The 25374-nt window shown below is 34.5% G+C and carries 19 protein-coding genes; 12 read left to right on the forward strand and 7 right to left on the reverse strand.

All coding sequences use genetic code 11. The annotated features are described in order from the left end of the window. Positions 1-108 precede the first annotated feature (108 nt). Positions 109-2958, forward strand: a complete 2850-nt coding sequence (locus tag IL45_RS02515) for a M16 family metallopeptidase (protein ID WP_036579960.1) — start codon at positions 109-111, stop codon at positions 2956-2958. A 74-nt stretch (positions 2959-3032) separates the two neighbouring features. Here IL45_RS02515 and IL45_RS02520 read toward each other — a convergent pair whose 3' ends face one another. The 6 genes from IL45_RS02520 to IL45_RS02545 all read right to left on the reverse strand — a co-directional run bounded on the left by IL45_RS02520 (position 3033) and on the right by IL45_RS02545 (position 9033). Then, a complete protein-coding gene (locus IL45_RS02520; protein WP_036579963.1) occupies positions 3033-3896 on the reverse strand; it encodes an OmpA/MotB family protein in 864 nt (287 codons plus the stop codon). Positions 3897-4152: 256 nt separating this feature from the next. Next, positions 4153-4716 carry a hypothetical protein gene (locus tag IL45_RS02525; protein ID WP_036579964.1) on the reverse strand — a complete coding sequence of 188 codons (564 nt, stop codon included), beginning with the start codon at positions 4714-4716 and terminating at the stop codon, positions 4153-4155. Between the two features lie 5 nt (positions 4717-4721). After that, positions 4722-5213 (reverse strand): hypothetical protein, encoded by a 492-nt coding sequence (locus IL45_RS02530; protein ID WP_036579966.1) that lies wholly within the window; start codon positions 5211-5213, stop codon positions 4722-4724. A gap of 22 nt (positions 5214-5235) precedes the next feature. Next, entirely contained in the window at positions 5236-6495 is a 1260-nt protein-coding gene (locus IL45_RS02535) for a hypothetical protein (RefSeq protein ID WP_146128686.1), read from the reverse strand. Between the two features lie 15 nt (positions 6496-6510). Beyond that, a complete protein-coding gene (locus IL45_RS02540) occupies positions 6511-7695 on the reverse strand; it encodes a hypothetical protein (protein WP_036579969.1) in 1185 nt (394 codons plus the stop codon). 3 nt (positions 7696-7698) lie between these two features. Beyond that, positions 7699-9033 carry an OmpA family protein gene (locus IL45_RS02545; RefSeq protein WP_036579971.1) on the reverse strand — a complete coding sequence of 445 codons (1335 nt, stop codon included), beginning with the start codon at positions 9031-9033 and terminating at the stop codon, positions 7699-7701. 107 nt (positions 9034-9140) lie between these two features. On the opposite strand from IL45_RS02545, the gene IL45_RS02550 reads away from it, so the two are divergent. The 4 genes from IL45_RS02550 (at position 9141) to IL45_RS02565 (ending at position 15170) form a co-directional block, all read left to right on the forward strand. Next, positions 9141-9680, forward strand: coding sequence for an RNA polymerase sigma factor (locus IL45_RS02550; RefSeq protein ID WP_036579975.1), 540 nt, complete (start codon positions 9141-9143; stop codon positions 9678-9680). 1 nt (position 9681) lies between these two features. Further along, entirely contained in the window at positions 9682-10431 is a 750-nt protein-coding gene (locus IL45_RS02555) for a tetratricopeptide repeat protein (RefSeq protein ID WP_036579977.1), read from the forward strand. 97 nt (positions 10432-10528) lie between these two features. Then, positions 10529-12133, forward strand: coding sequence for a T9SS type A sorting domain-containing protein (locus IL45_RS02560; protein ID WP_036579979.1), 1605 nt, complete (start codon positions 10529-10531; stop codon positions 12131-12133). 10 nt (positions 12134-12143) lie between these two features. Beyond that, positions 12144-15170 (forward strand): CHAT domain-containing protein, encoded by a 3027-nt coding sequence (locus tag IL45_RS02565; protein ID WP_036579981.1) that lies wholly within the window; start codon positions 12144-12146, stop codon positions 15168-15170. Here the strand turns inward: IL45_RS02565 and IL45_RS02570 are convergent. Then, positions 15167-15988 carry a hypothetical protein gene (locus IL45_RS02570; protein WP_036579984.1) on the reverse strand — a complete coding sequence of 274 codons (822 nt, stop codon included), beginning with the start codon at positions 15986-15988 and terminating at the stop codon, positions 15167-15169. The two genes, IL45_RS02565 and IL45_RS02570, sit on opposite strands and share 4 nt — an antisense overlap. A gap of 131 nt (positions 15989-16119) precedes the next feature. On the opposite strand from IL45_RS02570, the gene IL45_RS02575 reads away from it, so the two are divergent. The 7 genes from IL45_RS02575 (at position 16120) to IL45_RS02610 (ending at position 25367) form a co-directional block, all read left to right on the forward strand. After that, positions 16120-16533, forward strand: a complete 414-nt coding sequence (locus IL45_RS02575) for an IS1/IS1595 family N-terminal zinc-binding domain-containing protein (RefSeq protein WP_036579986.1) — start codon at positions 16120-16122, stop codon at positions 16531-16533. A 119-nt stretch (positions 16534-16652) separates the two neighbouring features. Beyond that, positions 16653-17897: a hypothetical protein gene (locus IL45_RS02580; protein WP_036579989.1), complete on the forward strand. Its 1245-nt coding sequence runs from the start codon at positions 16653-16655 to the stop codon at positions 17895-17897. An 18-nt stretch (positions 17898-17915) separates the two neighbouring features. After that, on the forward strand, positions 17916-18179 hold the full coding sequence (locus IL45_RS02585) for a DUF4212 domain-containing protein (RefSeq protein WP_036579994.1): 264 nt from the start codon (positions 17916-17918) through the stop codon (positions 18177-18179). A gap of 140 nt (positions 18180-18319) precedes the next feature. Beyond that, positions 18320-20110 carry a sodium:solute symporter family protein gene (locus tag IL45_RS02590; RefSeq protein ID WP_036579996.1) on the forward strand — a complete coding sequence of 597 codons (1791 nt, stop codon included), beginning with the start codon at positions 18320-18322 and terminating at the stop codon, positions 20108-20110. Positions 20111-20420: 310 nt separating this feature from the next. After that, positions 20421-23099 carry an ATP-binding protein gene (locus IL45_RS02600; protein ID WP_036580001.1) on the forward strand — a complete coding sequence of 893 codons (2679 nt, stop codon included), beginning with the start codon at positions 20421-20423 and terminating at the stop codon, positions 23097-23099. Between the two features lie 4 nt (positions 23100-23103). Then, positions 23104-23469 carry a response regulator transcription factor gene (locus IL45_RS02605; RefSeq protein ID WP_036580003.1) on the forward strand — a complete coding sequence of 122 codons (366 nt, stop codon included), beginning with the start codon at positions 23104-23106 and terminating at the stop codon, positions 23467-23469. A gap of 2 nt (positions 23470-23471) precedes the next feature. Next, positions 23472-25367, forward strand: coding sequence for an acetate--CoA ligase (locus IL45_RS02610; RefSeq protein ID WP_036580006.1), 1896 nt, complete (start codon positions 23472-23474; stop codon positions 25365-25367). Positions 25368-25374 lie beyond the last annotated feature (7 nt).

Raw genomic sequence — 25374 nt, forward strand, 5'->3', positions numbered from 1 at the left:
GTTGTGCTACGCTTTCGCGAAAGCGTGATCAAAATCATCATACTTTCTCATTTCTTAACGTTAATTAATAGGAGATTTGATTAACTTCATGGCCTTAAATCAAGAACCATGAATATCAGATATTTTGCGGCTTTATGTATGGTCGCTTTTTTATTATCTTGTAAGAATGACAAGGTAGTTACCCAAGATAATGATGAGGTAACACTAGATGTTGCGTTTGAAAAGATGACGCTTGATAACGGTCTTACCGTTATTCTACATCAAGATCACTCAGATCCTGTTGCAGCGGTTGCTCTTACTGTTCACGTAGGTAGCGCTAGAGAAAAAGAAGGTCGTACAGGATTTGCACACCTTTTTGAACATTTATTATTCTTAGAATCTGAAAACCTAGGTAAAGGTGGACTAGATGCTATGAGTGCCCGTATAGGCGGCTCTGGAGCAAATGGATCTACGAGTCGCGATCGTACTAATTATTACCAAACTGTGCCTAAAGACGCCCTTGAAAAAATGATATGGGCAGAGGCTGATAAACTAGGATGGTTTGTTAACACAGTTACTGATCCAGTTCTTGCTAAGGAAAAGCAAGTCGTTAAAAATGAAAAAAGACAAAGCGTAGACAACAGACCGTATGGTCATGTACGCTATGTAGTTGGTAAGAATTTGTATCCTAAAGATCATCCATATAACTGGCAGGTTATAGGCTCGCTAGAAGATTTACAAAATGCAACATTAGATGACGTGAAAGAATTTTACCGTCGCTGGTACACGCCTAACAATACCGTATTAACGATTGCAGGTGATTTTGATATGGAACAAACTAAAGCATGGGTACATAAATATTTTGATGAAATCCCTGCAGGAGAAGAAGTGTCTCCATTAGCAAAACGACCAGTAACTATTGATACTACAAAAAAGTTGTATTATGAAGACAACTTTGCTCGCGTTCCTCAATTAATGTACACTTGGCCTACAGTTGCAGAGTATGATGAGGATGCTTATGCTTTAGATATACTAACTCAGTATTTATCATCTGGTAAAAAAGCGCCACTCAATAAAGTGCTGGTGGATCAAGAACAATTAACTAGTAATGTAACCATGTATAATTATGGGTCTGAACTAGCTGGTGAGACAACAATTTCCATAAATGCATTTAATGGGACAGCGTTAGATAGTGTCGCTGCAGCATTAGACAAAGGTCTTGCTCTTTTTGAAAAAGATGGAATCTCACAAGCTGATTTAGACCGTATTAAAGCAGGTCAAGAAACCAGTTTTTATAGAGGTTTAAGTAGTGCGTTAGGAAAAGGTTTCCAGCTAGCTCAATATGAAATGTTTGCTGGTGATGCTGGTTTTGTGTCTCAAGATGTGAAAAATATTTTGAATGTGACACGTGAGGATGTTATGCGTGTTTATGAGAAATATATAAAGGGAAAACCTTATATCGCTACTAGCTTTGTGCCTCGTGATCAAAAAGACTTAATCCTTACTGGTTCTACACTTGCTGAGGTCGTTGAAGAGCAGATTATTCCTGGCGCTGAAGAAAGTTTTGACGCAAGTATTAAAGCCACATATGAGAAAACGCCATCAACTTTTGATAGATCTGTAGAACCTTCTTATGGAGAAGCTCCTAGTTTAAAAACTCCTGATGTGTGGCAAGATGAATTGTCATCTGGTATGAAATACTATGGAATCACTAGTAATGAGGTTCCTTTGGTCGAATTTAGTATGGATATTAAAGGAGGAATGCTATTAGAGGATATTGATAAAGTTGGTGTTTCAAATTTACTAGCAGATTTAATGATGCGTGGTACAGCTACTAAAACACCAGAAGAATTAGAAAATGCTATTGAATCATTAGGTGCTAGTATATATTTCTATGCTGGTGACCAGTCTATCACTGTTGCAGGTACAACGCTCGCACGCAACTATGATAAAACAATGGCGCTAGTTCAAGAAATGATTTTAGAACCACGATTTGACGAGACTGAATTTGAATTATTAAAACAAGATGTTCTCAGTCAGATTGAGCAACGTAAAGCAAACCCTAATGCTATCGCGTCAAACGAATTTTCTAAATTACTGTATGGCGAGAATAATATTTTATCTAGAAATGGTGCTGGTACAGAACAAAGTGTACAATCGATTACTATTCAAGATTTAAAAGATTATTATAATAATTATGTAGCTTCAAATTTGGCTACTTTTAAATTTGTGGGTGCTATTGATGAATCTAAAGCGGCGTCAAGCTTAAAATCTTTAAATGAATCTTGGACTACTAAAGATGTAGTCTTCCCAGAATTACCCGAAGTAAACAGACCTGATAAAGCAGCCGTTTATTTTTATGATGTACCAGGTGCAAAACAGTCGGTCATTAACTTTGGATATCCAGCTTTAAAAGCGACAGATAAAGATTTCTATGCTGCGCAGGTAATGAATTATCGTTTAGGTGGTGGTAGTTTTGCTTCTCAATTAACTCAACAATTACGAGAAGGTAAAGGATATACTTATGGGATAGGTTCTAGATTTGGAGGAACTGATCTTGCAGGTTCTTTTAGTGTTTCTAGTAGTGTGCGCACTAATGTGACTTATGAGTCTGCGGCCTTGGTAAAAGAAATTATAGGGCAATATGGTACAGGCTTTACTGCAGAAGATTTAGAGGTGACTAAAAGCTACATGATTAAGAGTAACGCTCGCAGATTAGAGACTGCATCTGCAAAATTGGGTATGTTAGATAACATGAGTACTTATGGTTTTGATAAAGATTATCTCAAGAAGCGTGAGCAAGAAGTAGAAAATATGACTATAGAAGATGTGAAAAGACTCAGTAGTGAGTACCTAAATCCAGATCAAATGATTTATCTTATAGTAGGTGATGCAGCAAGTCAAATGAATCGCATGAAAGACTTAGGCTATGGAGTTCCGATTTTACTTAATCCAGAAACTAATGAACTTAAAAAGTAAGTTGTGATAATATAATTTATAAAAAAAAGGCTCTCTAGAAATAGAGAGCCTTTTTAAATATTTTGATCGAATTGTTATTTATCATTCTCACTTAATAGTTGCTCGTCACTATTTAACATTGCAAAAAACTTATCTAAGTTAGGCATGATAACGATTTGTGTTCTACGGTTTCTAGCCATATTATCTTTACTGTCATTTGCAGCAATAGGGTCATAACTAGCTCTACCGGCAACAATTAATTGTTCTGGTGCTACACCAAACTTTTCTTCCAATCTTCTTACGATAGCAGCACTACGTTCTGTACTTAAATCCCAGTTGTCTTTTATATAACTACCTTGTTTAACCGTACGGCTATCTGTATGTCCTTCAACTAGAATTTCTAATGATGGTTCTGAGGCTACAACTTCAGCTATTTTAGCTAGAATTTCATCAGCATCATTACTTACTTTATAGCTACTGTCTTTAAATAATAAATCATCATCTATATTGATCATTACTACAGTTTCTTCAATAGACACGTTAAGATCTTTGTCACTAGCAGTTGAGCCCATTTTTTTTGCAATATTATGGGCTATGGCTATATTAAGTGAATCTTTTAACGTAGTTGCTCCAGCAAGTTTTGCGGCAGGTACATCTTGCAATGTTTTACGCATTGCCTTTTTGTTATTTTCTGATAGTACTAGTGATCCTCCGTCAGTAGATACCATCATGCCATCTTGATCTGATTTTAATGAAGCGATTTTAGAGTTGTAGCGTTCCACTCGCATCTCTATTTGCTCCATTTTATTTTCAAGATCTTCCTTTTCAACTCTAGTTTTTTGAAGTTCAGATCTAGTATCGTTGTAGTTGGTTTCTAGCTCGACATATTTCTTTTTGGATACACAACTTGCTAGTACTGCAGCGGCTGTTACCGCTATGAATAAATTTGATTTTCTCATAATATACATTTTTGATTTATTTGATTTTTTGACTCATTGTTGGTGATACGAGCAAATCAATAAATTGGATTTATTATGATAAAATAAATAGCCTATTTAAGAGTATTTTGTGTTTTTGAGATAAGAAATCTTAAAGAATTAACGGTTTTGATTAAAAGAGAATTGTGTTAATCTCGCTTTCGCGAAAGCGTATTTAAAATACAATTTCATCACCAAAAAACTATAGGCCTACTTTATACATATTGAATTTCGAATTCTAGTTTTGAAATGTCTCTAGATATTCTTTTGCTATTATGATAGATCTTTTTCTATGGGTAGCTTCATCAAAAAAATCTCTAGCAGGTTGTGTGACCACAATTTTCAATCCTTTATAAAAGACGGTTAGTGCTTTTTGATATACCTCACCACCAGACCAGTATGCCGGATAATTAAACATACTAAGTTTTTCAAAATTCATTTCATTCAGTATTTGAATATCAGTATTTAAATCTTCTAAGGAGCGATAGTCATAAATTTGTATGCTCACATTTGTATTTGTAGAACCTGCATAAAAAGCTGCGCTGCATGAATTTTCAAGACCTTGATTACTCGGTTTTGCCAGCCATACTACTTTTTCCAGATTGTACCATTTTTTAATATTTTCTGCGTTGAGATGATCACAGGCATAAGGAATATCACTGACTTTTAATAATGGACCATCATATCGATCTGTACTCGTTACAGCATTACCTGAATCAAAAGAGACATCATCTGATGTGTTAGTTTGCTTACAACCTATTAATATTAATAGAATGATGCCTAGGTATGATAGATTCTTCATGTTAATTATATAAAAATGATTATTGAAATAGGCGCTATAGTTCCTTTACCACCTATCACGTTTGCTGAGATGCGTACTTCATACTTACCTGGTGGTACTTTACCTGGATAGGCAGATGTCGATAATTTGCTTCCTGTTTTAGAAAGTAAATGAATGATGTCAAAAGATTCTACAGGCTCTAGCATTTCACCAGGGAAAAACGGCATAGGCTTTCTTTTTACAGTCCCAATTTGTTTTCCGTCTTTAAAAAGAGTGGTTTCAAATTCTACTAATGCTACTTGACGGTTTTGTTCATCTAAAGGAAGTCCTTTGCTTTCAAAAATGAATTTCACTTGGTCGGTACCTATTTTGAATTGTTTGAAAAGTTCCACAGCGTTGCCGTCTTTGAGCTTGATTTCAATTTTTGAGGAATTGTTTATGAGTAGTTTTCCATCTACACTTTGTGAGTAACAGAGAGTTGTGAGTAATAATGTAATGGTTATAAATAGTGCTTTCATGATTTGTTGTTTTTTATTTTTATTAGTCTACTAGTTCAATGGTATAGTGATAGCCGAATGCTATTTTCCTTTTATTAACTTCTTTTACGTCTGAGTAACCTCTTGCATATCTTTTATTTCCTACTGTTTCTAACCAAAAGGAATTGTGCGTGTTTGGAATCCTTCGGCGACCATTATGTCCCGATACTATTGGGTAATCAGAAGCGTTTGTTTTACCTGTCAGAAAATCTAAAATTGGAGGTAGATAAATCTCGTTTTCTTCTTTAACATGTTGTATTCCTGGGTATTCCTCTGAGAATCGAAAATCAATATAGCTTTTCTTATAATCACTTTCTTGATATTCAAAAACTAAGTAATTTTGCACATCGGTATTTGCACCTACGGCATATCTATTTGGATCGTTATCTCTATAAAGTTTACAATACCCATTATAACAAGGGTTTGATAATGAGCTTTCATCTGATGTTGCATAGCTCCCATTTTTATTTTGTAAGCTAAAAAAAATATTCATTGAGCCTATTTCTCTATTTCGCAAATTGTCTGATTTATTGCATTTAAAAGTGTTCAAGGTGATTTTAAATTTTATAATATTACTTGAATTGCCAACTGTTGATGAAGCTGCACCTGCTGTAGAGATATTAACTATTTTACGCTGTCCATCCCAGCTACCGTAAGCACGATTATTGAATTTACCTTGGAACGTGGTATTCTTAAAAATGAAAGAACAGGTTTCATTAACAGCACCTAGTTTTCTTCTGTACTTGCCGGTAAAGATCCCTGTAGTATGATTCATTTTGCCCCATACCATACCACCATTGTTTCCATAATGAGCAACCATAATACCTGTCTTGCTATTTATAAAATCTAGCTCACCATATGTCGTAGTCCATTTTCCTTTGATGTAGTTTTGGTCAGCATCGGTAGTTTTTGTTCCGTTCCAGGCGCCTTGTTCGTGGCTTGCAGTCCATCCCCATGTTCCTGTAAAAGAATTACCAGATTTAATCCATTTGAAATAGCCCACGCGTCCATTGTTGTCGAATTCTCCATAAAAAGCTGTTCCCATGGTGGTAAGTGATCTAATGGCGCCTAATTCTCTGTAAGTTCCAACTACATATTGATTTTTTTGGTTTAAAATTACTTGCCCAAAAGATGTATCCCAGGTTCCTGTCCAGTCCGTTACAAGTGTTTCTATACAGGATGAGTTTTTTGTTTCCGCTTTCGCGAAAGCGCAATTGACTATCGTCAATGCTATTAACATTATTATATATTTTAAATTCTTCATTTTGTATAATTTTAATTATTTAAGTTTAAGAGTATAGAAATAGCCCCATTTATCGTCGTTTCCATATTTTATGAAGGCATAACCACGAACCGTACGCTTACCATTTGCCTCCGTAAGCCAGAAAGTATGATCTGAATCAGGAATGATTTTACGACCATCAGGACCGTTGACAAAACTGGAAGCATCTCGCTGAAAATTGAGGTATTCTAGAATAGATTTAAGTGATATAGTAGATAATCTAAGACGGTCTTCTGCATTACTTGCTCTAGTTCTTCTATGTGTAAAAGAAAATCCTAAACGAGGATTACTATAGTATCCTGCTGGACCTACTAGACTGTAAAAAATATCTCCCGAGACGGTTCTATTTACATCATAAGATTGATTTTCTTGATATCTTTTATTGGTTTGATCTGTGTACAAATCTCTTGTAAAAAGAGTTCCTATATCATCATATAAAATCATTGTGATGTTAATTTTTCCCCATTCTTTATCTCTAGGTCTGCCTTTATTGGCATAGTTTTTAATGGTTTGAAATTTTAATTCTAATAGATTTCTAGATTCAGAACCTCTGAAATTTTGTTTAGAAAAACCTGGAACAGTAACGGTACCATAAATCCCATGGTTCCAATCAAATGATAATGTAAATCCAGTATTACATTTTATGGTATTCTCATCTGATGTGATGTAACCTTTAAACTGCTTATTTTTATAATCTCCATAGACATAAAACTCTTTGTTGTTAGTATATAAAAACCCAGCAACTCGACCATTAGAGTTTTGAATCAGTTGCATTGTTCCTAGTTTAGTCTGAAAGGTTTTAGTCAATTCATTATTAGGGAAATTGGTTGATTGTAACGTTCCATTCCAGCCGCCATCCCACTTATTAAATCCTGTGGTAGTTTTCCATTTATAGTTGCCATTCCATCCATTTGTCGAATTGGGTGAAAATGACACCAGTCCATTCTTGCAATTATTTGAGAAGGCGCCTGTATAAACAGTTCCTCTGCCAGTTATGGTAAACGGCGATAATAAAATATGCCCATATTTATTATATAGTCCAACAGCTTTATTACCAGATTTTGAATTTAGAATATGCACCTCTCCATGTGGAGAAGTAAAAACGCCATCCTTTAATTTATCGTTTGCAAGAACCGTGTTGTATAGCAATACGGTCAGTAAAGTGGTGAAGAATATTTTCATGATTTATAATTGCTTAATTTCTACTCTGCGATTTTGAGCTTTAGAAACAGAGTCTTCTCCATAAAAAATTGGTGCATTTTCTCCCTTTCCTGAGGTTGTCAATCGGCTGGCGTCGACGCCGTATTGATTGATCAAAACATATTTTACAGCATTTGCTCGATTTTCTGAGAGTTGCTGATTCATTAATTCATCTCCATCAGTATCTGTGTGACCTATAATTTCATAAGTATTTGATGATTTTGCCATTTCTTGCGATAGCCTTTTCAATACTCCAGCAGACTCAGGTTTTATAATCGTAGTGCCGGTATCAAAAGTGATTCCGTGTGCCTGATAAGAACCATTTTCAAATAAACTTTGTGGGATTTCGACATCACCAGCATACTTGATATTACTAATGTAAAAATGTTGATCATCAGGAGATATATTAGTTCCAAATCTGAGCGTGGAATAAACTGCTGCTGGATCTAAGGCTCTCATCATATCAATCACCTTTTCCTCATTAACATACATTTTGATGCGCAGTCCTTTTTTAACAATAGCGACGTGATGTACTTTATCTATTATGGACTGATTATAGAAAGCATCATAACTAGTTTTTGAAGTAGCGTTAAGACCAGGTGTTTTAGCTTTTTTATTAATTAGGATTCCGTAGCCACTGCCACCGCCAGCACCTATTCTTAGGTAAGTATAGGCTTTACCTTCATAGGCATCAGACAGATAAGAGTTTGCATCTTTAAGGTCTGATAGAATGATATCAAAATGCCTTTTAAATGCAGACTCTTGAGGGAAATCATGAGCGATATCAAATTCAAGAGTAAAATCTTCTTGCCAGTTATCTATGATGTCATTCATAACCAGCGTTTTTGACCCATTACCTATTTGGAGCCATTTTCCAGGTTGCGCATTCATTTCTACTACCTCAGCACTACTATCAGTATTCCATGTAGAAGGAAAATCCCCTATAAAAGTGCTTGTAAAATCCTCCATGACTTTAAGATCAGCTCCAGGTATAAAATCATATTTAGTATACGATTCAAAAAGATTTTCTTGTTGAGAAGGAACATCCATTTGATTTATAGATTGGTCTTGATCCATTCCCATAGGAGCATCTTCCATAGTAGGATATTCGTCATTCCTGATTCTCGTGGAATCAGTGGTAGTTGAGTCGCTTGAGAATAATAAATCATCTACACTTTTATCAACTTTCTGTTCTATTTTTTGTTCGGTTTGTTTAAGTTTTTTGTCCACCTTTTTTTTAAGTTTTTTAAAAAACTGCGCGTTTGCAACTGTGGAGAAGGATAAAGCGATAATGCACATCCATTGTATTGATTTTTTCATAATTCGATCGTAATAGTTTGTTGCCTTTTAATGAGTTGTATCTTTAAAGGTTAACACAGTTGCATAGATATTTGTAATTTTACTGAAGCTCTAGACGTGACTTTTCTATGAAAAACCAACCTATTATTGAATTACTAAAATCTGGAGAGGCTGCTTTTTTTAAGGAACAATACAGTCTGTATCGAGAAGAGTTTATAGGATATGCCTTGAAAAAAGGAGTCGATCCAGAAGCTGCTGTAGATATCTATCAAGACTCCTTTGTAATTTTATTTGAGAATGCAGCCTCTGGAAAATTACAATCACTAACCAGCAGTTTAAAGACCTACATTTTTGGCATTGCAAATAATAAAATCTACGAGGTTCTAAGAAAAGATCAAAACACTGTTAACCTTGATGATCTATCCTACATAAAAGAAGAAATAACACATTTAGATCTGGAAGAGCAAGTCTTAACTTCAAATCAACGAGTCCTACGTGTGGCATTTGATCAACTAGGAGAACGTTGTAAAAATATCATTTCACTATTTTATTTGGACGGTCTGACTATAAAAGAAATAATGACCGTAGAAAATTATACTAGTGAAAATACAGTAAAAGCCCAAAAAAGCCGCTGCATGAAGCAACTTAAAGAACTCACAAAAAACTAATATGGATTCCCTTACCCTTATACAAAACGTGATTCATAATCGAGCTTCTCAAGCTGAGTTTATAGAATTTCAAAATCGTCTGGAAAAAGACCCTGCATTTAAAGCGCTTTATGAAGAGTCTCTAGATATAAGGGCAATTGCATTGGAACAGAAAAAATCAAAACTCAAAAACCTATTACAAGAACAAGAAAGAAAATTAAATCAACCAGCGTCTGAAGGTTCTACAATAACTAAAAAGACTAGTGTTTTTAAATTTTTAATTCCAGCTGTAGCCGCTGCTGCTATCATTATTTTTTCATTGAATCTATTCGGTAATAGTATTACAACATTAGAGCTTTTTGAATCTAATTACGAACCATACAGGAATGTAATGGGTGGTATAGAGCGCGGTGAAGAAATCAAAGAAGACTTAATAAGTAAGGCATTTTATACTTATGAAATAAAAGATTATACCACTGCAGCTATATTGTTTGAACAGTTATATGAAACCGATCAACAAAGCATGTACCTCTTTTATCATGCAAATGCTCAATTAGGAAAGGGAAATACGCAAAAAGCCATTTCTTTATACAAACAACATCAGAATGTACAAGATGATTTTTATGCACGATCCCGATGGTATCTTGCTTTGGCATATTTGAAGAATGATCAAATACAAGAAAGTATTGCTGTTCTAGAGGGAATTTCTAAAGTTAAGTCTTACAACTACGTTAAGGCTAGAGAGCTTTTATTAAGTTTAGAAGATTTGTAGAAGTTTTGCTTTCGCGAAAGCGTGAACTACATAAAAAATATCTACAAACATGTTAACCTTTACAAACGTGTTTGCATTAAGAGGAAAATGACCTCTCATGAAGAACTTTACAACCTATTTACTTTTATTTATTACCATACAATTTTCTAGTGCACAATTCTATGGACCTAATGATTTTAGAATCAGTGATGCTGGCGGTTTTGGCAGTACGGCTACAGAGGTAGACTTTCCAGACCTAGCTTATAATATTACATCTCAAAATTACCTAGTAGTATGGGATAGCGATGATACCGATCAAACTGGAGTTGTAAATAACAATAATCAAATAATAGGTCGTTTTACAGATCTTAATGGTAATATTCAAGGTAACGACATATTGATATCATCATTAAACTTAGGAAATAATCAGCGCCGTAATCTTCATCCTAGAATAACTTTTAATACTACAGACAATAACTATTTGGTTGTATATCAAGGTGATTTTAATAGTAATAAAACTGAAGCTTATGGAGTAATCGTTAACCAAGACGGGACTATAAATACTACCGATTTTAGAATAAGTTTTACGGCTGCAAATGAAGATGGTAGGTCTCCAGCAATAGCTTATAATCCAAATTTGAATGAATATTTGGCCATATTTATTTCTAGGATTTTTTCGACCAGCACAACGCCTGCTCGAGTAGAAATTACGGGTCAGAGAATCTCTAATACAGGTGTATTATTAGGGAGTGCTTTTGATATCACTAATTCAACCACTGCTGGTGCGCAAACTAATGGATCAATTCCAGACATTATATTTAATCCGCTTTCTAATGATTATGTTGTTACCTATGTCGCTTCTCCTATAACAAATGAAGAAGAGGCCTATGCAACAATAGTAAGTCAAACAGGTGTCATAGGTAATACCGTGCGATTGAGTAATAGAGGTGCAATAGGTAATTCAGGTTTTGCTAACAAATCGGTTAGAGCAGCTCATAGTAATATAGACAATTCTTATCTATTTGTTTATGAAGCAGATAATTCTACTCAAGGAGAATATGACGTTTTTGGAGTGATTTACGATGCTACAATGAACCTACTAGTGCCTGAATTTGATATAAGTCAAGTAGGTGGCAGCGATACCAGATTAGATGCAGTGGCTCCTCATGTTGAATGGTTGCCGTCAGACAATATGTTTTATGTTGTTTTTCAAGCTAACCCATTCTTTAGTGATAGAAATGAAAGAGAAATATTCATGCGTTCCGTATCTTCTACTGGAACGGTAGGTGCAAATTTACTTAGAGTATCTGAAGCGCCTGTGGCTGCTGCAGGAAGCGCAACGCAACCTAGAATAGTCAGTAACGGAGATGGTGCTTTACTTACGGTTTATAAAGCCGAAGACACATCTACTCAAAGCATGATGGTAAACGGCGAATTTGAGATCTATGGTCAGTTTTATGGGACAGCCACCTTTAATGAGACTGAACAGGAATTAACAGCTGTAAATGTATATCCCAATCCTGCCTTAAATGAAATTTATATCACGGGTCTTGATCATGTTTTTTCATTATCTATTTATGATGCCGTAGGAAAACAGGTTTTTAAAAAGAAAAATCATAGCAGTGATCAATCCATTTCTATAACTGATTTTTCTAAAGGTTTATATTTTATAGAAATAGAAATGCCTGAAAGAAAAGAAGTTATTAAATTTATAAAGGAATAGTGATTCATTAATGAAATTCAGTCAACTCATAATAAGCATCTTTATCATCACACTAATTTGTAGTTGTGAGAAAAAAGAGGTGGAAAAAGAATTGCCAAAAAGCCAAGTTTCTCAGGAGCTCGAAAAAGCTAAAAAACTTTATAAAGAAACTACTATTGACTTTATAAAATATTCAAATAAACAGATACGTCAAAAATTAGATAGTGCATTAGCAATCACTAATTCTATTAAAAAACATGACACGGCTTTCTTAATTAAACTTTACCGATATGACGCTCAATTCAAAGGATTAAATCTAAAGATGGATGAGTCTCTTAATCAATTAGAAAAAGTTATTTTATTACAACAGTCATATTCACAAACGGATACTTTAAAGCTTCTTTCTGACTATCATTTTATTTCTCGATATTCTTTGGATAATAGTCTTTTGAGAAAAGCTCTTTACGAAGGTGTAAGGCCGCAAAAAGATCTAGCAAGCAAGCAACTAGAGTCTTTTCCTGAAGTAAATAAACAAAGTATAGAATATTTACAGTATTTGCTTAATGCAATGAGTTCTGAATACTCGATATATCAAGAACTAGGCGATTTTGCTGCTATTGAAAAATGGATTACGGAAGCTGAGCCTTTTTTTCTTAGTCAAATGGAGTCTGTATCTAATTATAAAAATAACTCATCGACTCCAAAAAATCCATACTACGATTTTGAAATTAACTATTATTTGTCAAACCTAGCATTTAAACTATCGGAATATTATTTTATTAATAATCAACAGGATAAAGCTATCTTCTATAATAATCATTTCAAAGCCTTCTACCATCCTGTAGATAATTATGCAAATCTAGTTTACTGCCTTAGAAAATTTAGATCTAAGCAAAAATTAGATGAAAAAGAAATAGACAGTATGTATCGTCAAGCTGTATTTCACAATAATTTGGTTCAAAAAAACAGTCATTTTAAGGAGATAGAGAAGAAACATTACATTGAAAATAAATGTTTGGGTATTTTAAGTGAGATAACTTCAAGATATGCGTACCGTAAATTTGGAGATAGTAAAGAAGCAGTTGCATGGTATAAAAAAGCCATTAAATTGGTGGATGATGCACAAACTGATCAACAAACTCATCCTCTATTTAGTATTAATAAACTTCTAATTTATTATGAGAATCAAGAAGACCCAGAAAAACTTAGATTCTATTTAGATCAATTTTTTGTTTACAACGAAAAAATATCTCAAATAAGTCAAGATAGAATTCTGTTAGGTTATGAAATACGATATGCTTTGAATTATGGCACAAAAAAGGAAGCAGATAGAGGTCTAAAAGAATTATTTAAATCTTATAGTATTAACGGCTACGACATAAATACTAGCCGCGATGCTTATTCTAAAGTGAACGGTATACCCCAAAACGTTTCTGACTGTCTAAAAATAGCAAATACCATTAAGCGTTATAATGAACAAAATCCTGAACACACCATTGAGGTATTGCCTTTGTATTTTTTGGCATCTGCTATACTAAAAAGTTATATCGGTAATCAACCAAGTGATCAAGATATTGAAGTTCAAAATGAAATAAAAGAAAACCTATTACGATTAGCATACACAAACAATAAACTGACTAAAAATCATTTAAAAATGGTTTTATTGAGTATACAAGAACTACAACAGCCTTTGCTTCATAAAAAACTAAGTATTAATGATCTTTTAAAAAAACACGACATTTCCCATTTAGGAAAGACTTTAGAGTATTTAAAAAATCAAATTCAAATTGACTTAGAAAGATTAAATAATAAAACACTAGATAGTGACACTGATTTTTGGGAATCTCAATACGCATTGCACCAAAGAGAGTTGCAAAATTTAGTTGATTCTATAAGTGTCAAAGCACCAAGCTTCCATATGGTACAAAATACCAATTTAGATATGGATAGCTTTTTAAAAAACATGGATCAAAGTGATGCTATCATAAAACTAGATAGTGATGAAAAAGATATCTACGCTTTCATTCTTACCAAAAATAATATTGATATATCCTACGTGGCTTCAAAAAAAGACTATGAAAACATATTAAAACATAGCAAGAATTCAGATTTCAATTTTAAAAAACGAAATATTTTATCTAAAAAAGTTGTTTCTAATACAAATGGCAAAAACTTTATAAAAATAATCCCTGATATTACATTAAATCCATTGCCAGTGGAGTACCTAGTTAGTCCTGAACAAGTAGGAAGTTATATTACATCCATAAACGCTGTTAGTAAACACAATGAAAATCAAACTCTTAAAGCAATTGTTTTTAGACCTGATTATAACGAAAAACGTAATCACACAGCAGAAACTCTTGTCAGGTCCGGTAAATTTGAATTGCCCTATGCAAAAGAAGAGACTTCCTATATCAATAAAATATTTAATTCAAGAAATATGGAGGCCGCAAATGCAACTAAACAAAATTTTTTAAAAGAGGCTCCTGATTATAACATGCATCACCTAGCTATGCATGCTGTGGTAAATCCTGAAAATGATAATGAAGGAAAACTACTTTTTCAAGGAGAAACGGATGATGACTATTTAAAACTTAAAGAGGTGTATAACCTGTCTTTAGATTCACAATTGATAACACTAAGTGCATGTAATACTGCTTATGGTAAAGTAGATCCTATAGAAGGTACCTTGAGTCTATCTCGTGCATTTCAATATGCTGGTGCTCGCGCAACCTTAACTAGTTTATGGCGTGTTCCAGATCGAGAGACCTCTATTATTATGAAAAGCTTTTATACTCACCTTAAAGACGGAGATCGTAAAGATGTAGCGCTTAAAAAAGCTAAACAAGATTATCTAAGAAACCAGATAGAGGAAGATTTAAAGCATCCTTATTATTGGGCAGGATTTATAATTACAGGCGACACCAGTCCTATTATTTTTCCCACACCATGGTATTATTATCTAGCCATAGGCTTAATAATTGTGATGGTGTTTGTACTAATCTCGCTTTCGCGAAAGCGTATTAATAAAGGTCTAAAAGTCGTGAGGAAACCCTAATCCCACAGTTTAAAACGAGCTCCAAATACCATATTTACCTGACGGAATAGAAAACTCTGACTTGCAGAATCTGAAGTGTCAGCAGTAGTTCGGATATCATTCATGTTGATATAACCACCTTTTAATTCTGTTTGAACAAAGAAGTGCTCAAAAAACTCAAAATTAATACCTAGCACAGCACTTAAGCCATATCCTGATACGTGAAACTCATCATAACGCTGGCGGCCCAATAATTTAGTATTTGTTTTAGGGATAATGATTCCTCCTTCAAGACCAGTGACCGCTTGAAGGCTAAAGAATTTATAATCCCACAAATGGTCCATGCGACGCAATCCTATATTAACATAGTTAAGCCCATCAGTATGTTCAAACTGTAAAAACGAGCGATCTAGCGATATCTCCTCATTATTATAAACGCCGTTATATAGGGTAGAGGTATCGTCTATGCGACCATTAATACGCACGGTTTGATCTCTTAGCATAACATATTTCATATGATCTGCTCCTATAGAGATATTATACTTGTCGTTTATAAAATATCCTATTCTAAAATTGTATTGAGGTATGGTTATGCTACCAGGATTTAGATATTTTTTAGGATCAAAATCTGATTGACGATCATATGCCACTACATCTTCAAGAGTAAAGTCATAGTTGTCGCCTGTAAATGTAATATCTGATTTACCATAGGCAGATAAGTTCCAACCCCAATAAATGTAAAAATCTCCTTTGCGACCTGATGTATTAACCGGTTCTACTTGTGAAAAGGACTGATTAAAAATAGTAATTACTAGAAAGGTAAATATGTAGTATTTCATACTTATTGTTGTGCAAAACGCAAAAGTAACACTAATAAAATGAGAACTATAAAGGCTACTATAAAAACAATCATAGTAGAATAGATAAATTAATGCTAAATTGATATATTTATGCTAAATTAATATAGGTTATGAGAGTTTGCCCGAGTTGTTCGTCTGAAAATCATATCAAAAGCGGAATTATTAATAACCGTCAACGCTATAAATGTAAGGATTGTAACTATTTCTTTACAGTAGATAAAATAGGTAAAAAGATAGATGATTACTACGTTAATAAGGCCTTGCAACTTTACCTTGAGGGATTGACATATAGAGAGATAGAACGTATTCTTGGGATATCTCACGTAAGTATATTGAATTGGGTGAAAAAGTATAATATTAAAAGACCTAGCAATACAAAATATCATCCTACTTATAAGATTTTAAATGCTGTAGAGTTAGGTGAGTATTTCTCTAATCCACTCAATATTAAAGGTGCAGGCGCTGTCGTTACTGAGCTAGGTGATAAGTTCATGCTTATACAATGGGAACGATTTAGAGATTAAACTATAGTGCTTAACAGATAGCTATATTAAATTTTAATTAACATAAGATTTTGATGAGGTTAGCAGTGCGGTTAGAATTGAATTCTAATGGTTTATACTAATCTTAAAAACAATATCTTATGAAAAATAGATACCCTTTTTTTCTCTCATTTTTTCTTCTTGCAGTAGCTGTTGGATTTGCTCAAGGTTCGAGTGAGTATACAGGCGGAATGAAGGTGAAGCTTAATGAGGATGGATCTAAATATTTCCGCATTATTTCTTGGGCGCAATTCTGGGCTCAACATTCCGATAATGAGTCTTTAAATAGTTTTGGCAACGAGGAAAGTGATTTAAACTTTTCAATGCGCCGTGCTCGTGTATTAATGTATGCACAGGTATCTGACAAGTTTTTAATATTGACGCATTTTGGTCTTAATAGTCAGAACGCAAATAATCTCAATCCAGTTGGGGAAAGTGATAGTTCTCAATTGTTTTTTCATGACGTATGGGGACAATGGTCACTTAGTAATAATCACGCGGTAGGTGGTGGTTTACATTATTGGAATGGTATTTCAAGATTAAATAATCAAAGTACACTCAACATGCTGACGCTAGATAATAATCGTCAGAGCTGGGCTACCATAGGCTTAAGCGATCAGTTTGCTCGACATATGGGAGTTTATTTTAAAGGTAAGTTTGATAGGTTGCAATATCGAGTTGCGATTAATGAGGCTTTAACAAACGGTCTTGATGTTAATGGAATCCCAGCAATTGATGACGCTACTTATAATGGTCGTGAGATACTAGGAAGTAAAGATGCTGGTAAGAATTATGCTGGTTATTTTGACTATCATTTCTTAGATCAAGAAAGTAACTTTTTGCCTTATAAAGTCGGTTCTTACTTAGGTGGTAAGGAAGTTTTCAATATTGGAGCTGGTTTTTTCTATCACCCTAATGGTAGTGTAAGTCTAGATGATAATAATGATTTTCAAGGTGAAGACGTTGCGATTTTTGCGGTGGACGCATTTTATGATGCGCCAGTAGGTGATAAAGGTGCTGCGATAACAGCATATGCTACTTATCAGAATAATGACTACGGTACTAATTTTACTTTAGGACAAACTTATGAAACAGGCTCCATGTTATATGGTCATGTGGGATATGTATTACCTAGGGAAAACACAAATCTTAAAATACAACCATACCTGTCATTGTCATCTCGCAGTATAGATGCCATTGATGATAATGCCACCCGATATGGAATAGGCGGTAATCTTTATCTAAGCGGTCATAATTCTAAAATTTCACTCGAGTACTCTAATCAAAAATATGGAAATCTGGATGCTGTAGGCACACTTACCCTACAAGCAATGATATATCTATAATCTTAAAATCAATCAATTATGTCAGATAAAAAAGCAAACGCAATTGCATACTGGAAAGAAAACATAAAATATCTATCCATTCTATTACTCATTTGGTTTATCGTTTCTTATGGAGCAGGTATCCTATTTAAAGATGCATTAGACACCATACGTTTAGGCGGTTTTAAGCTAGGTTTCTGGTTTGCACAACAAGGTTCTATATATGTTTTTGTCATTCTCATCTTTGTTTACGTGCGCATCATGAATAAGCTTGATAAAAAATATGGTTATGATGAAGAATAGTCAAAAGTAGAATTAAAGTAAATCTAAAAAATATACTGTTGTAGTGGGTGCTGGGTTGGGAACATTACGCTTTCGCGAAAGCGTAATAATAAAATCATCTAGATCTTACACAACAACTAACAAATCAAAATATTAATATTATGGATGTTCAAATGTGGACTTATATACTTGTAGGACTAACCTTTACCCTTTATATAGGGATTGCGATATGGAGTCGCGCAGGTTCTACTAAAGAATTTTATGTTGCCGGTGGTGGAGTATCACCACTTGCAAATGGTATGGCTACTGCAGCAGACTGGATGAGTGCAGCATCGTTTATATCTATGGCAGGTATTATTGCTTTTGCGGGATATGATGGGTCAGTTTATCTCATGGGATGGACAGGTGGATACGTTTTGTTGGCGTTATTGCTAGCGCCTTATCTTAGAAAATTTGGAAAATTTACAGTGCCAGATTTTATAGGTGATCGATATTACTCCAAAACAGCAAGGCTTGTAGCAGTGTTTTGTGCGTTGCTTGTATCATTTACTTATGTCGCTGGACAGATGCGTGGTGTAGGACTGGTTTTCTCTCGATTTCTTGAAGTAGAGATTAATACAGGTGTTATCATAGGAATGATTATCGTTTTATTCTATGCTGTGTTAGGAGGAATGAAAGGGATCACATATACCCAAGTGGCACAATATTGTGTTTTAATATTTGCCTTTACGGTTCCTGCAATCTTCATATCAATTCAAATGACCGGAAATCCTATACCACAATTAGGTATGGGAAGTACCCTAGCTGATGGGTCTGGAACTTATTTACTAGATAAACTAGACGGATTGAGTACTGAACTAGGATTTGCCGCTTATACCGACGGTTCTAAATCGATGATGGATGTGTTTGCTATTACATTAGCATTAATGGTAGGAACGGCCGGATTGCCGCATGTTATTGTACGTTTCTTTACCGTTAAAAGAGTTAAAGATGCTCGTAAAAGTGCTGGATGGGCATTACTACTAATCGCTATTTTATATACAATGGCACCAGCCGTATCAGTATTTGCAAAAACAAATATGATTGATAGTGTTGTAGGTAAGTCATATGCAGATCAACCAGATTGGTTAAAGAATTATGAAGATCTAGGGCTAATCGCTTGGGCCGATAAAAATGGTGATGGGATCGTTCAATATAGTCCAGGTAATGCATTTGAAGGTAATAAATCCAAGCCTATGTTTAATGAAAAAGTACGTACAGCCTTAGGCAACAGAGCTACAACAAATGCGAGTATGACTTCTGCAAATGAGTTGTATGTAGATAGAGATATCATGGTGCTGGCAAATCCTGAAATAGCTAATCTGCCAGGATGGGTGATTGCGTTGGTTGCTGCTGGTGCACTAGCAGCGGCGCTGTCTACTGCTGCTGGATTATTACTGGTGATTTCATCGTCTGTATCGCATGATTTAATTAAGAAGGTAGTGAATCCTAACATATCAGAAAAAGGAGAATTGATCGCCGCGCGTTTAAGTGCAGTAGGAGCCGTATGTGTTGCAGGTTACTTTGGTATTAATCCGCCTGGGTTTGTGGCAGCAGTAGTTGCATTGGCCTTTGGTCTTGCGGCAGCATCCTTTTTCCCAGCAATAATACTTGGAATTTTTTACAAGCGTATGAATAAAGAAGGAGCAATTGCAGGAATGGTAATAGGTATCTTAACGATGTTAATCTATATGATGAAATACAAGTTGGGTTGGTTTGATGAAGTACTACCCGGTAAAGACGAGTGGTGGTTTGGTATATCTCCAGAAGGTTTCGGTAGTGTAGCGATGTTAATCAATTTTGTAGTGAGTCTGGTGGTTTGTCATTTTACATCACCACCACCACAAGATGTGCAAGATATTGTTGAAAACATACGTATACCTAGTGGAGCAGGAGAAGCAACTGGACATTAAATTAAAATATCAGGTAGTGCCATCCCTAAGGTACTGCCTGATATTATTTAGAGTTAGTAATAGAAAAAGTCCATCTCATTTTAACCTAAAAAATATTACCTTAAGAGTTTACTTGTAAACGATACTATGAAAAAACGCCATCAACAAAAACTTGTAATTCTATCGATAGGATTGGTTATTTTCTTAAACCTACCTGTCATTTTCATTTTTAATAATGATATTGATATACTAGGGATTCCTTTGTTGTATGCTTACATTTTTTTTGTGTGGTTATTGAGTGTGATAATAACATTTACAGTTCTTAAAAAGTATGGCTAGTTATGTGATTATATTAGTTATTGTTGGGTATTTATCACTTCTATTTGCGATAGGTATCTGGGCAGATCGCAGGTCAAAATCTAAATGGGTTCATAATCCATGGGTTTATGCCTTGTCACTTGCTGTATACTGCAGTGCATGGACTTATTATGGTAGTGTAGGTATCGCAGCCACTAGTGGTGTTAGTTTCTTGACTACTTATTTAGGACCTATTATAGCTCTGCCTTTATGGATTCTCGTTTTTAAAAGAATTGTGGTTATTTCTAAACAATATCAGGTAGCAAGTATTGCAGACTTTATTTCATTGCGATATGGTAATAAAAGGTCCATCGGTGCGCTAGTAACTATTATTTGCGTGATTGCTGTATTTCCATATATAGCCTTGCAACTAAAAGCTGTTTCTGAAACATTTGATATTCTTTCAGGCAGCTCAAAAAGTGTTTCCGTATTTACAGATAGTACTTTTTATATCGCTGTATTATTAGCGGTTTTTGTGGCTCTTTTTGGTACACAAACAACAGATGCTTCTCGCAGACGCAGTGGTTTAATTTTTACGGTAGCTGTAGAAAGTGTTTTAAAATTAGTGTTCTTTTTAATTATAGGTGTTTATGTCACATTCTACTTGTTTGATGGGACTACAGATATATATAACCAAATATCAGCATTAGATGGATTTGAAAAGTTAGCGACATTTTCAAACATAGAAGCCAGTATTAATTGGTACTTTATGATTGCACTATCCTTTTTTGCAATTTTCTTATTACCACGTCAATTTCAAGTAAGTGTTGTAGAAAATACATCTGTCAGTCATTTAAAAAAAGCCAGTTGGGTTTTTCCACTTTATTTATTATTGTTTAATGTCTTTGTGATTTTTATAGCATGGGCAGGAAAACTATTATTATCCGGTGAATTAAATCCAGATTATTATACGCTTTATTTACCGTTAGCACATGGTCACAAGTTCTTAGGACTTATAGTTTTTTTAGGTGGTCTTTCTTCGGTCATCTCAATGGTTGTCGTTAGTGCATTAGCATTAAGTACAATGATTAGTAATAATTTAATTATTCCTTATGGCTTTATAAAAGCACTTAATGATAGTAATCCTAAACGTAATGCACAGCGTATAAAAAATGTACGTAGAGCTTCTATTTTTATACTAATCATAGGTGCCTATTTCTTTTATGTAAATTTCAATATTGAATTATCATTGTTTAGTATAGGCTTGATTGCTTTTGTAATTATTGCGCAATTAGCACCTGCCTTTTTTATAGGATTGTTTTGGAATCGAGGAAGTGCTATTGCTGCAAAGACAGGTATAATTGTAGGTTCTTTAGTTACTTTTTACACATTAGTGTTGCCGTTTATAACAGAGGTATTTGTAGAAGGTAGCTCTCTTATAACAAACGGTCCAGGAGGTATTGCACTTTTAAAACCATATGAGCTATTTGGTGTTGACTTTATGCCACCAGTAACTCATGCATTTTTCTGGTCTATGGTGTTTAATGTGATGTCCTATTTGGTTTTTTCTGTATTACAAAAAGGTGATTATAGAGAGCGCAATTATGCAGAACTGGTTGTTAATGCATCGAGCTATGGAGAGTTGCAAGAAAATGCTTTCGTTTGGAGAGGTGAAGCCTATGTGTCTGAGATCAGAAAAGCATTAATCAGATTTCTAGGAGAAAAACGTACTACGAGAGCATTAAATTTATTTTATCGCAAATATGATATTGATCCACAAGAAGAAAAGGCAGATGCTAGACTCGTTAATTTTTCAGAAAAATTACTGACCGGTTCAATAGGAGCTGCAAGTGCAAAATTAATGATTAGTAGTGTTGTTAAAGAGCAACCAGTTTCACTACCCGAAGTACTTAAAATTTTAGAAGAAAACAAGGAAACCATTACTATTAATAAGCAATTGCAACAGCAATCACATGATTTAAAACGTTTAAGCGATAGGCTTAAAAATGCAAATCAAGCACTTGTTGAAAAAGATAGACAGAAAGATGAGTTTTTAGATACTGTAGCTCATGAGTTAAAAACGCCTACAGCGTCCATTAGAGCAGCAAGTGAAATTTTATTTGACGATGATGATATGCCTGTCGAATTAAAGAAAAAATTTCTAGATAACATCGTTAATGATTCTGATCGTCTGGCAGCATTAATTACAAATATTTTAGATCTTGAAAAACTATCTAATGGTCGAGAAGTGATGGATAAAAAACAACACTCATTAAAAGATACTCTCCATAAAGCTGTAGATGGTGTTTATCAATTAGCTCTTAAAAAACAAGTTAAGATTGATGTTAATGAAATAGAATCCATAAATCTTTATTATGATGAGGATCGTATTCTGCAAGTATTCACTAATCTCCTTTCTAACAGTATAAAATTTGTTTCAAGTAAAGATGGAGTTATAAAAGTGAAGACTCAATTAACAGATACAACTGTATTAATGATTTTTGAAGATAATGGAAAAGGCATACCTCAAGAAGATATGCAGTTCATTTTTGATAAATTTTATCAGTCCAATAACCAAAACGTAAAAAAGCCCATGGGAAGTGGTATGGGATTAGCAATAAGCCGTCACATTATAGAAAATCATCATGGTAGTATTAGGGTCGATCCTGATTTTATTAATGGTGCTCGATTTATAGTAGAATTTAAAAATTAGGAATATGAAGAAGATTTTAATTGTTGATGATGAACCTAATATCGTGATGTCTCTAGAATATGCATTTAAGAAGCAAGGATATTCAGTTTTTATTGCTCGTGATGGAAGTGAGGCGCTGGTTATTATGGAAAGAGAGATTCCTGATTTAGTTATTCTAGACGTCATGATGCCACAGGTAGATGGTTATGAGACCATTGGGATGATAAAAAATAATCCCGCTTTCGCGAAAGCGAAAGTCATATTCTTATCTGCAAAAAGTAAAGCTGCAGATATAGAAAAAGGTCTTAAGCTAGGTGCTGACGAGTATTTCACGAAGCCTTTTTCTGTTAAAAAATTAATTACAGCAGTTGATCATTTAATACGTGCATAGTTATGAATTACGATAGCCTCTATAAACAAAGTTTAAAATCGCCTGAATTATTTTGGGAAACTCAGAGTAACGAAATTGAGTGGTTTAAGAAGCCTCAAGAAATTTTATCTAAAGACTCAAATGATTATTACCAATGGTTTAAAGATGGAACTACAAATTTGAGTTACTTGTGTATCGATAAGCATATCAATGATGGATATGGCGAGCAACTTGCTGTTGTATATGATAGCCCAGTAACCCACAAAAAGGAATCATTTACATTCAATCAATTATATGATGAGGTATCTAGACTTGCAGGTGGATTAAAATCACTAGGTCTTGAAAAGGGAGATACTTGTTTGCTCTACATGCCCATGATACCACAAGCAGTGTTTGCAATGTTAGCATGTGCTAGATTAGGTGTTATTCACTCAGTTGTTTTTGGTGGTTTTGCACCTCACGAATTAGCGATACGTATTAATGATTGTAAACCCAAAGCTATTATTACAGCTTCACATGGTATAGAAATAAACCGCGTCATTCCATATAAACCGTTTGTGGATATTGCGATTGAAAAAGCAGATTTTAAACCAGAGAAAGTAATCCTGTTTAAAAGAGAAGAGGCGCCGGTAATGGATCAAAAACCTTATGATGTGGATTATCAGCAATTAGTTGCAGATTCTAAGATAACAGCAGCTATTGAATTACCATCTACACATCCTTCATATATATTATATACATCAGGTACTACAGGAACACCTAAAGGGATTATAAGAGATACTGGTGGTTATGCAACAGCTCTTAAGTTTTCTATGAAAAAAATATATGGTGTTGATGAAGGTGAAACTTACTGGGCAGCAAGTGATGTAGGTTGGGTAGTAGGGCACAGTTACATTGTTTACGGACCACTGATCAATCGCAATACGACAATATTATTTGAAGGTAAACCTATAAAAACGCCAGATGCGAGTACGTTTTGGCGTGTGATTAGTGAGCACAATGTCAGTGTCATGTTCACGGCTCCTACTGCTATAAGAGCAATTAAAAAAGAAGATCCTGATGGAGAATATATTAAAAAGTATGATCTCTCATCTTTAAAATTTCAATTTCTAGCTGGAGAACGTTGTGATGCTGCGACGCTATTATGGACTAAAAAACACCTTGGTATACCAGTAATAGACCACTGGTGGCAGACTGAAAGTGGCTGGCCTATGCTAGCCAATATGGTAGGCGTAGAGTTATTAGAAAGTAAAGTAGGTAGCGCAGGAAAACCAGTTTGTGGATATGATATCCAGATTTTAAATGAAAACGGCCTTGAAACAAAACCTGACGAAGAAGGTTATATCGCTATAAAACTTCCTTTGCCACCAGGTACGTTAAAGAATATCTGGGGCAATACAGAGCGATTTAAAAAAGGATATTTAGAAAGATTCCCTGACTTTTATTTTTCTGGCGATGGTGGCTATAAAGATTCGGATGGTTATGTGTTTGTAACAGGTCGTGTGGATGATATTATCAATGTTGCAGGTCACCGACTTTCTACTGCCGAGATGGAAGAAGTCGTCTCTAATCATACCGATGTCGCAGAGTGTGCTGTTTTTGGTATTCATTGTGATTTAAAAGGACAGCAGCCGCTAGGTTTAATCGTGTTGAAAAGCAAAACCTCAAATCAATTAGATCAAATACAAAATCAAATTGTTTTAAATGTACGAGAAGAGATAGGTGCTGTTGCTTCTCTTAGAAATGTTTTAGTTGTTAATCGATTACCTAAAACACGCAGTGGTAAAATTATGCGCAAATTGTTGCGCAACATAGCAGACGTAGATGATTTTAAAGTGCCGTCAACACTAAATGACATTCAAATCATAAGCGAGATTCAAGATATTTATAAGTCGCACAGAATCGGAAAATTTCAATAAAAAACTA

Origin of the sequence: Nonlabens ulvanivorans (genome assembly GCF_000732625.1) — a bacterium.
GTDB lineage: Bacteria > Bacteroidota > Bacteroidia > Flavobacteriales > Flavobacteriaceae > Nonlabens > Nonlabens ulvanivorans.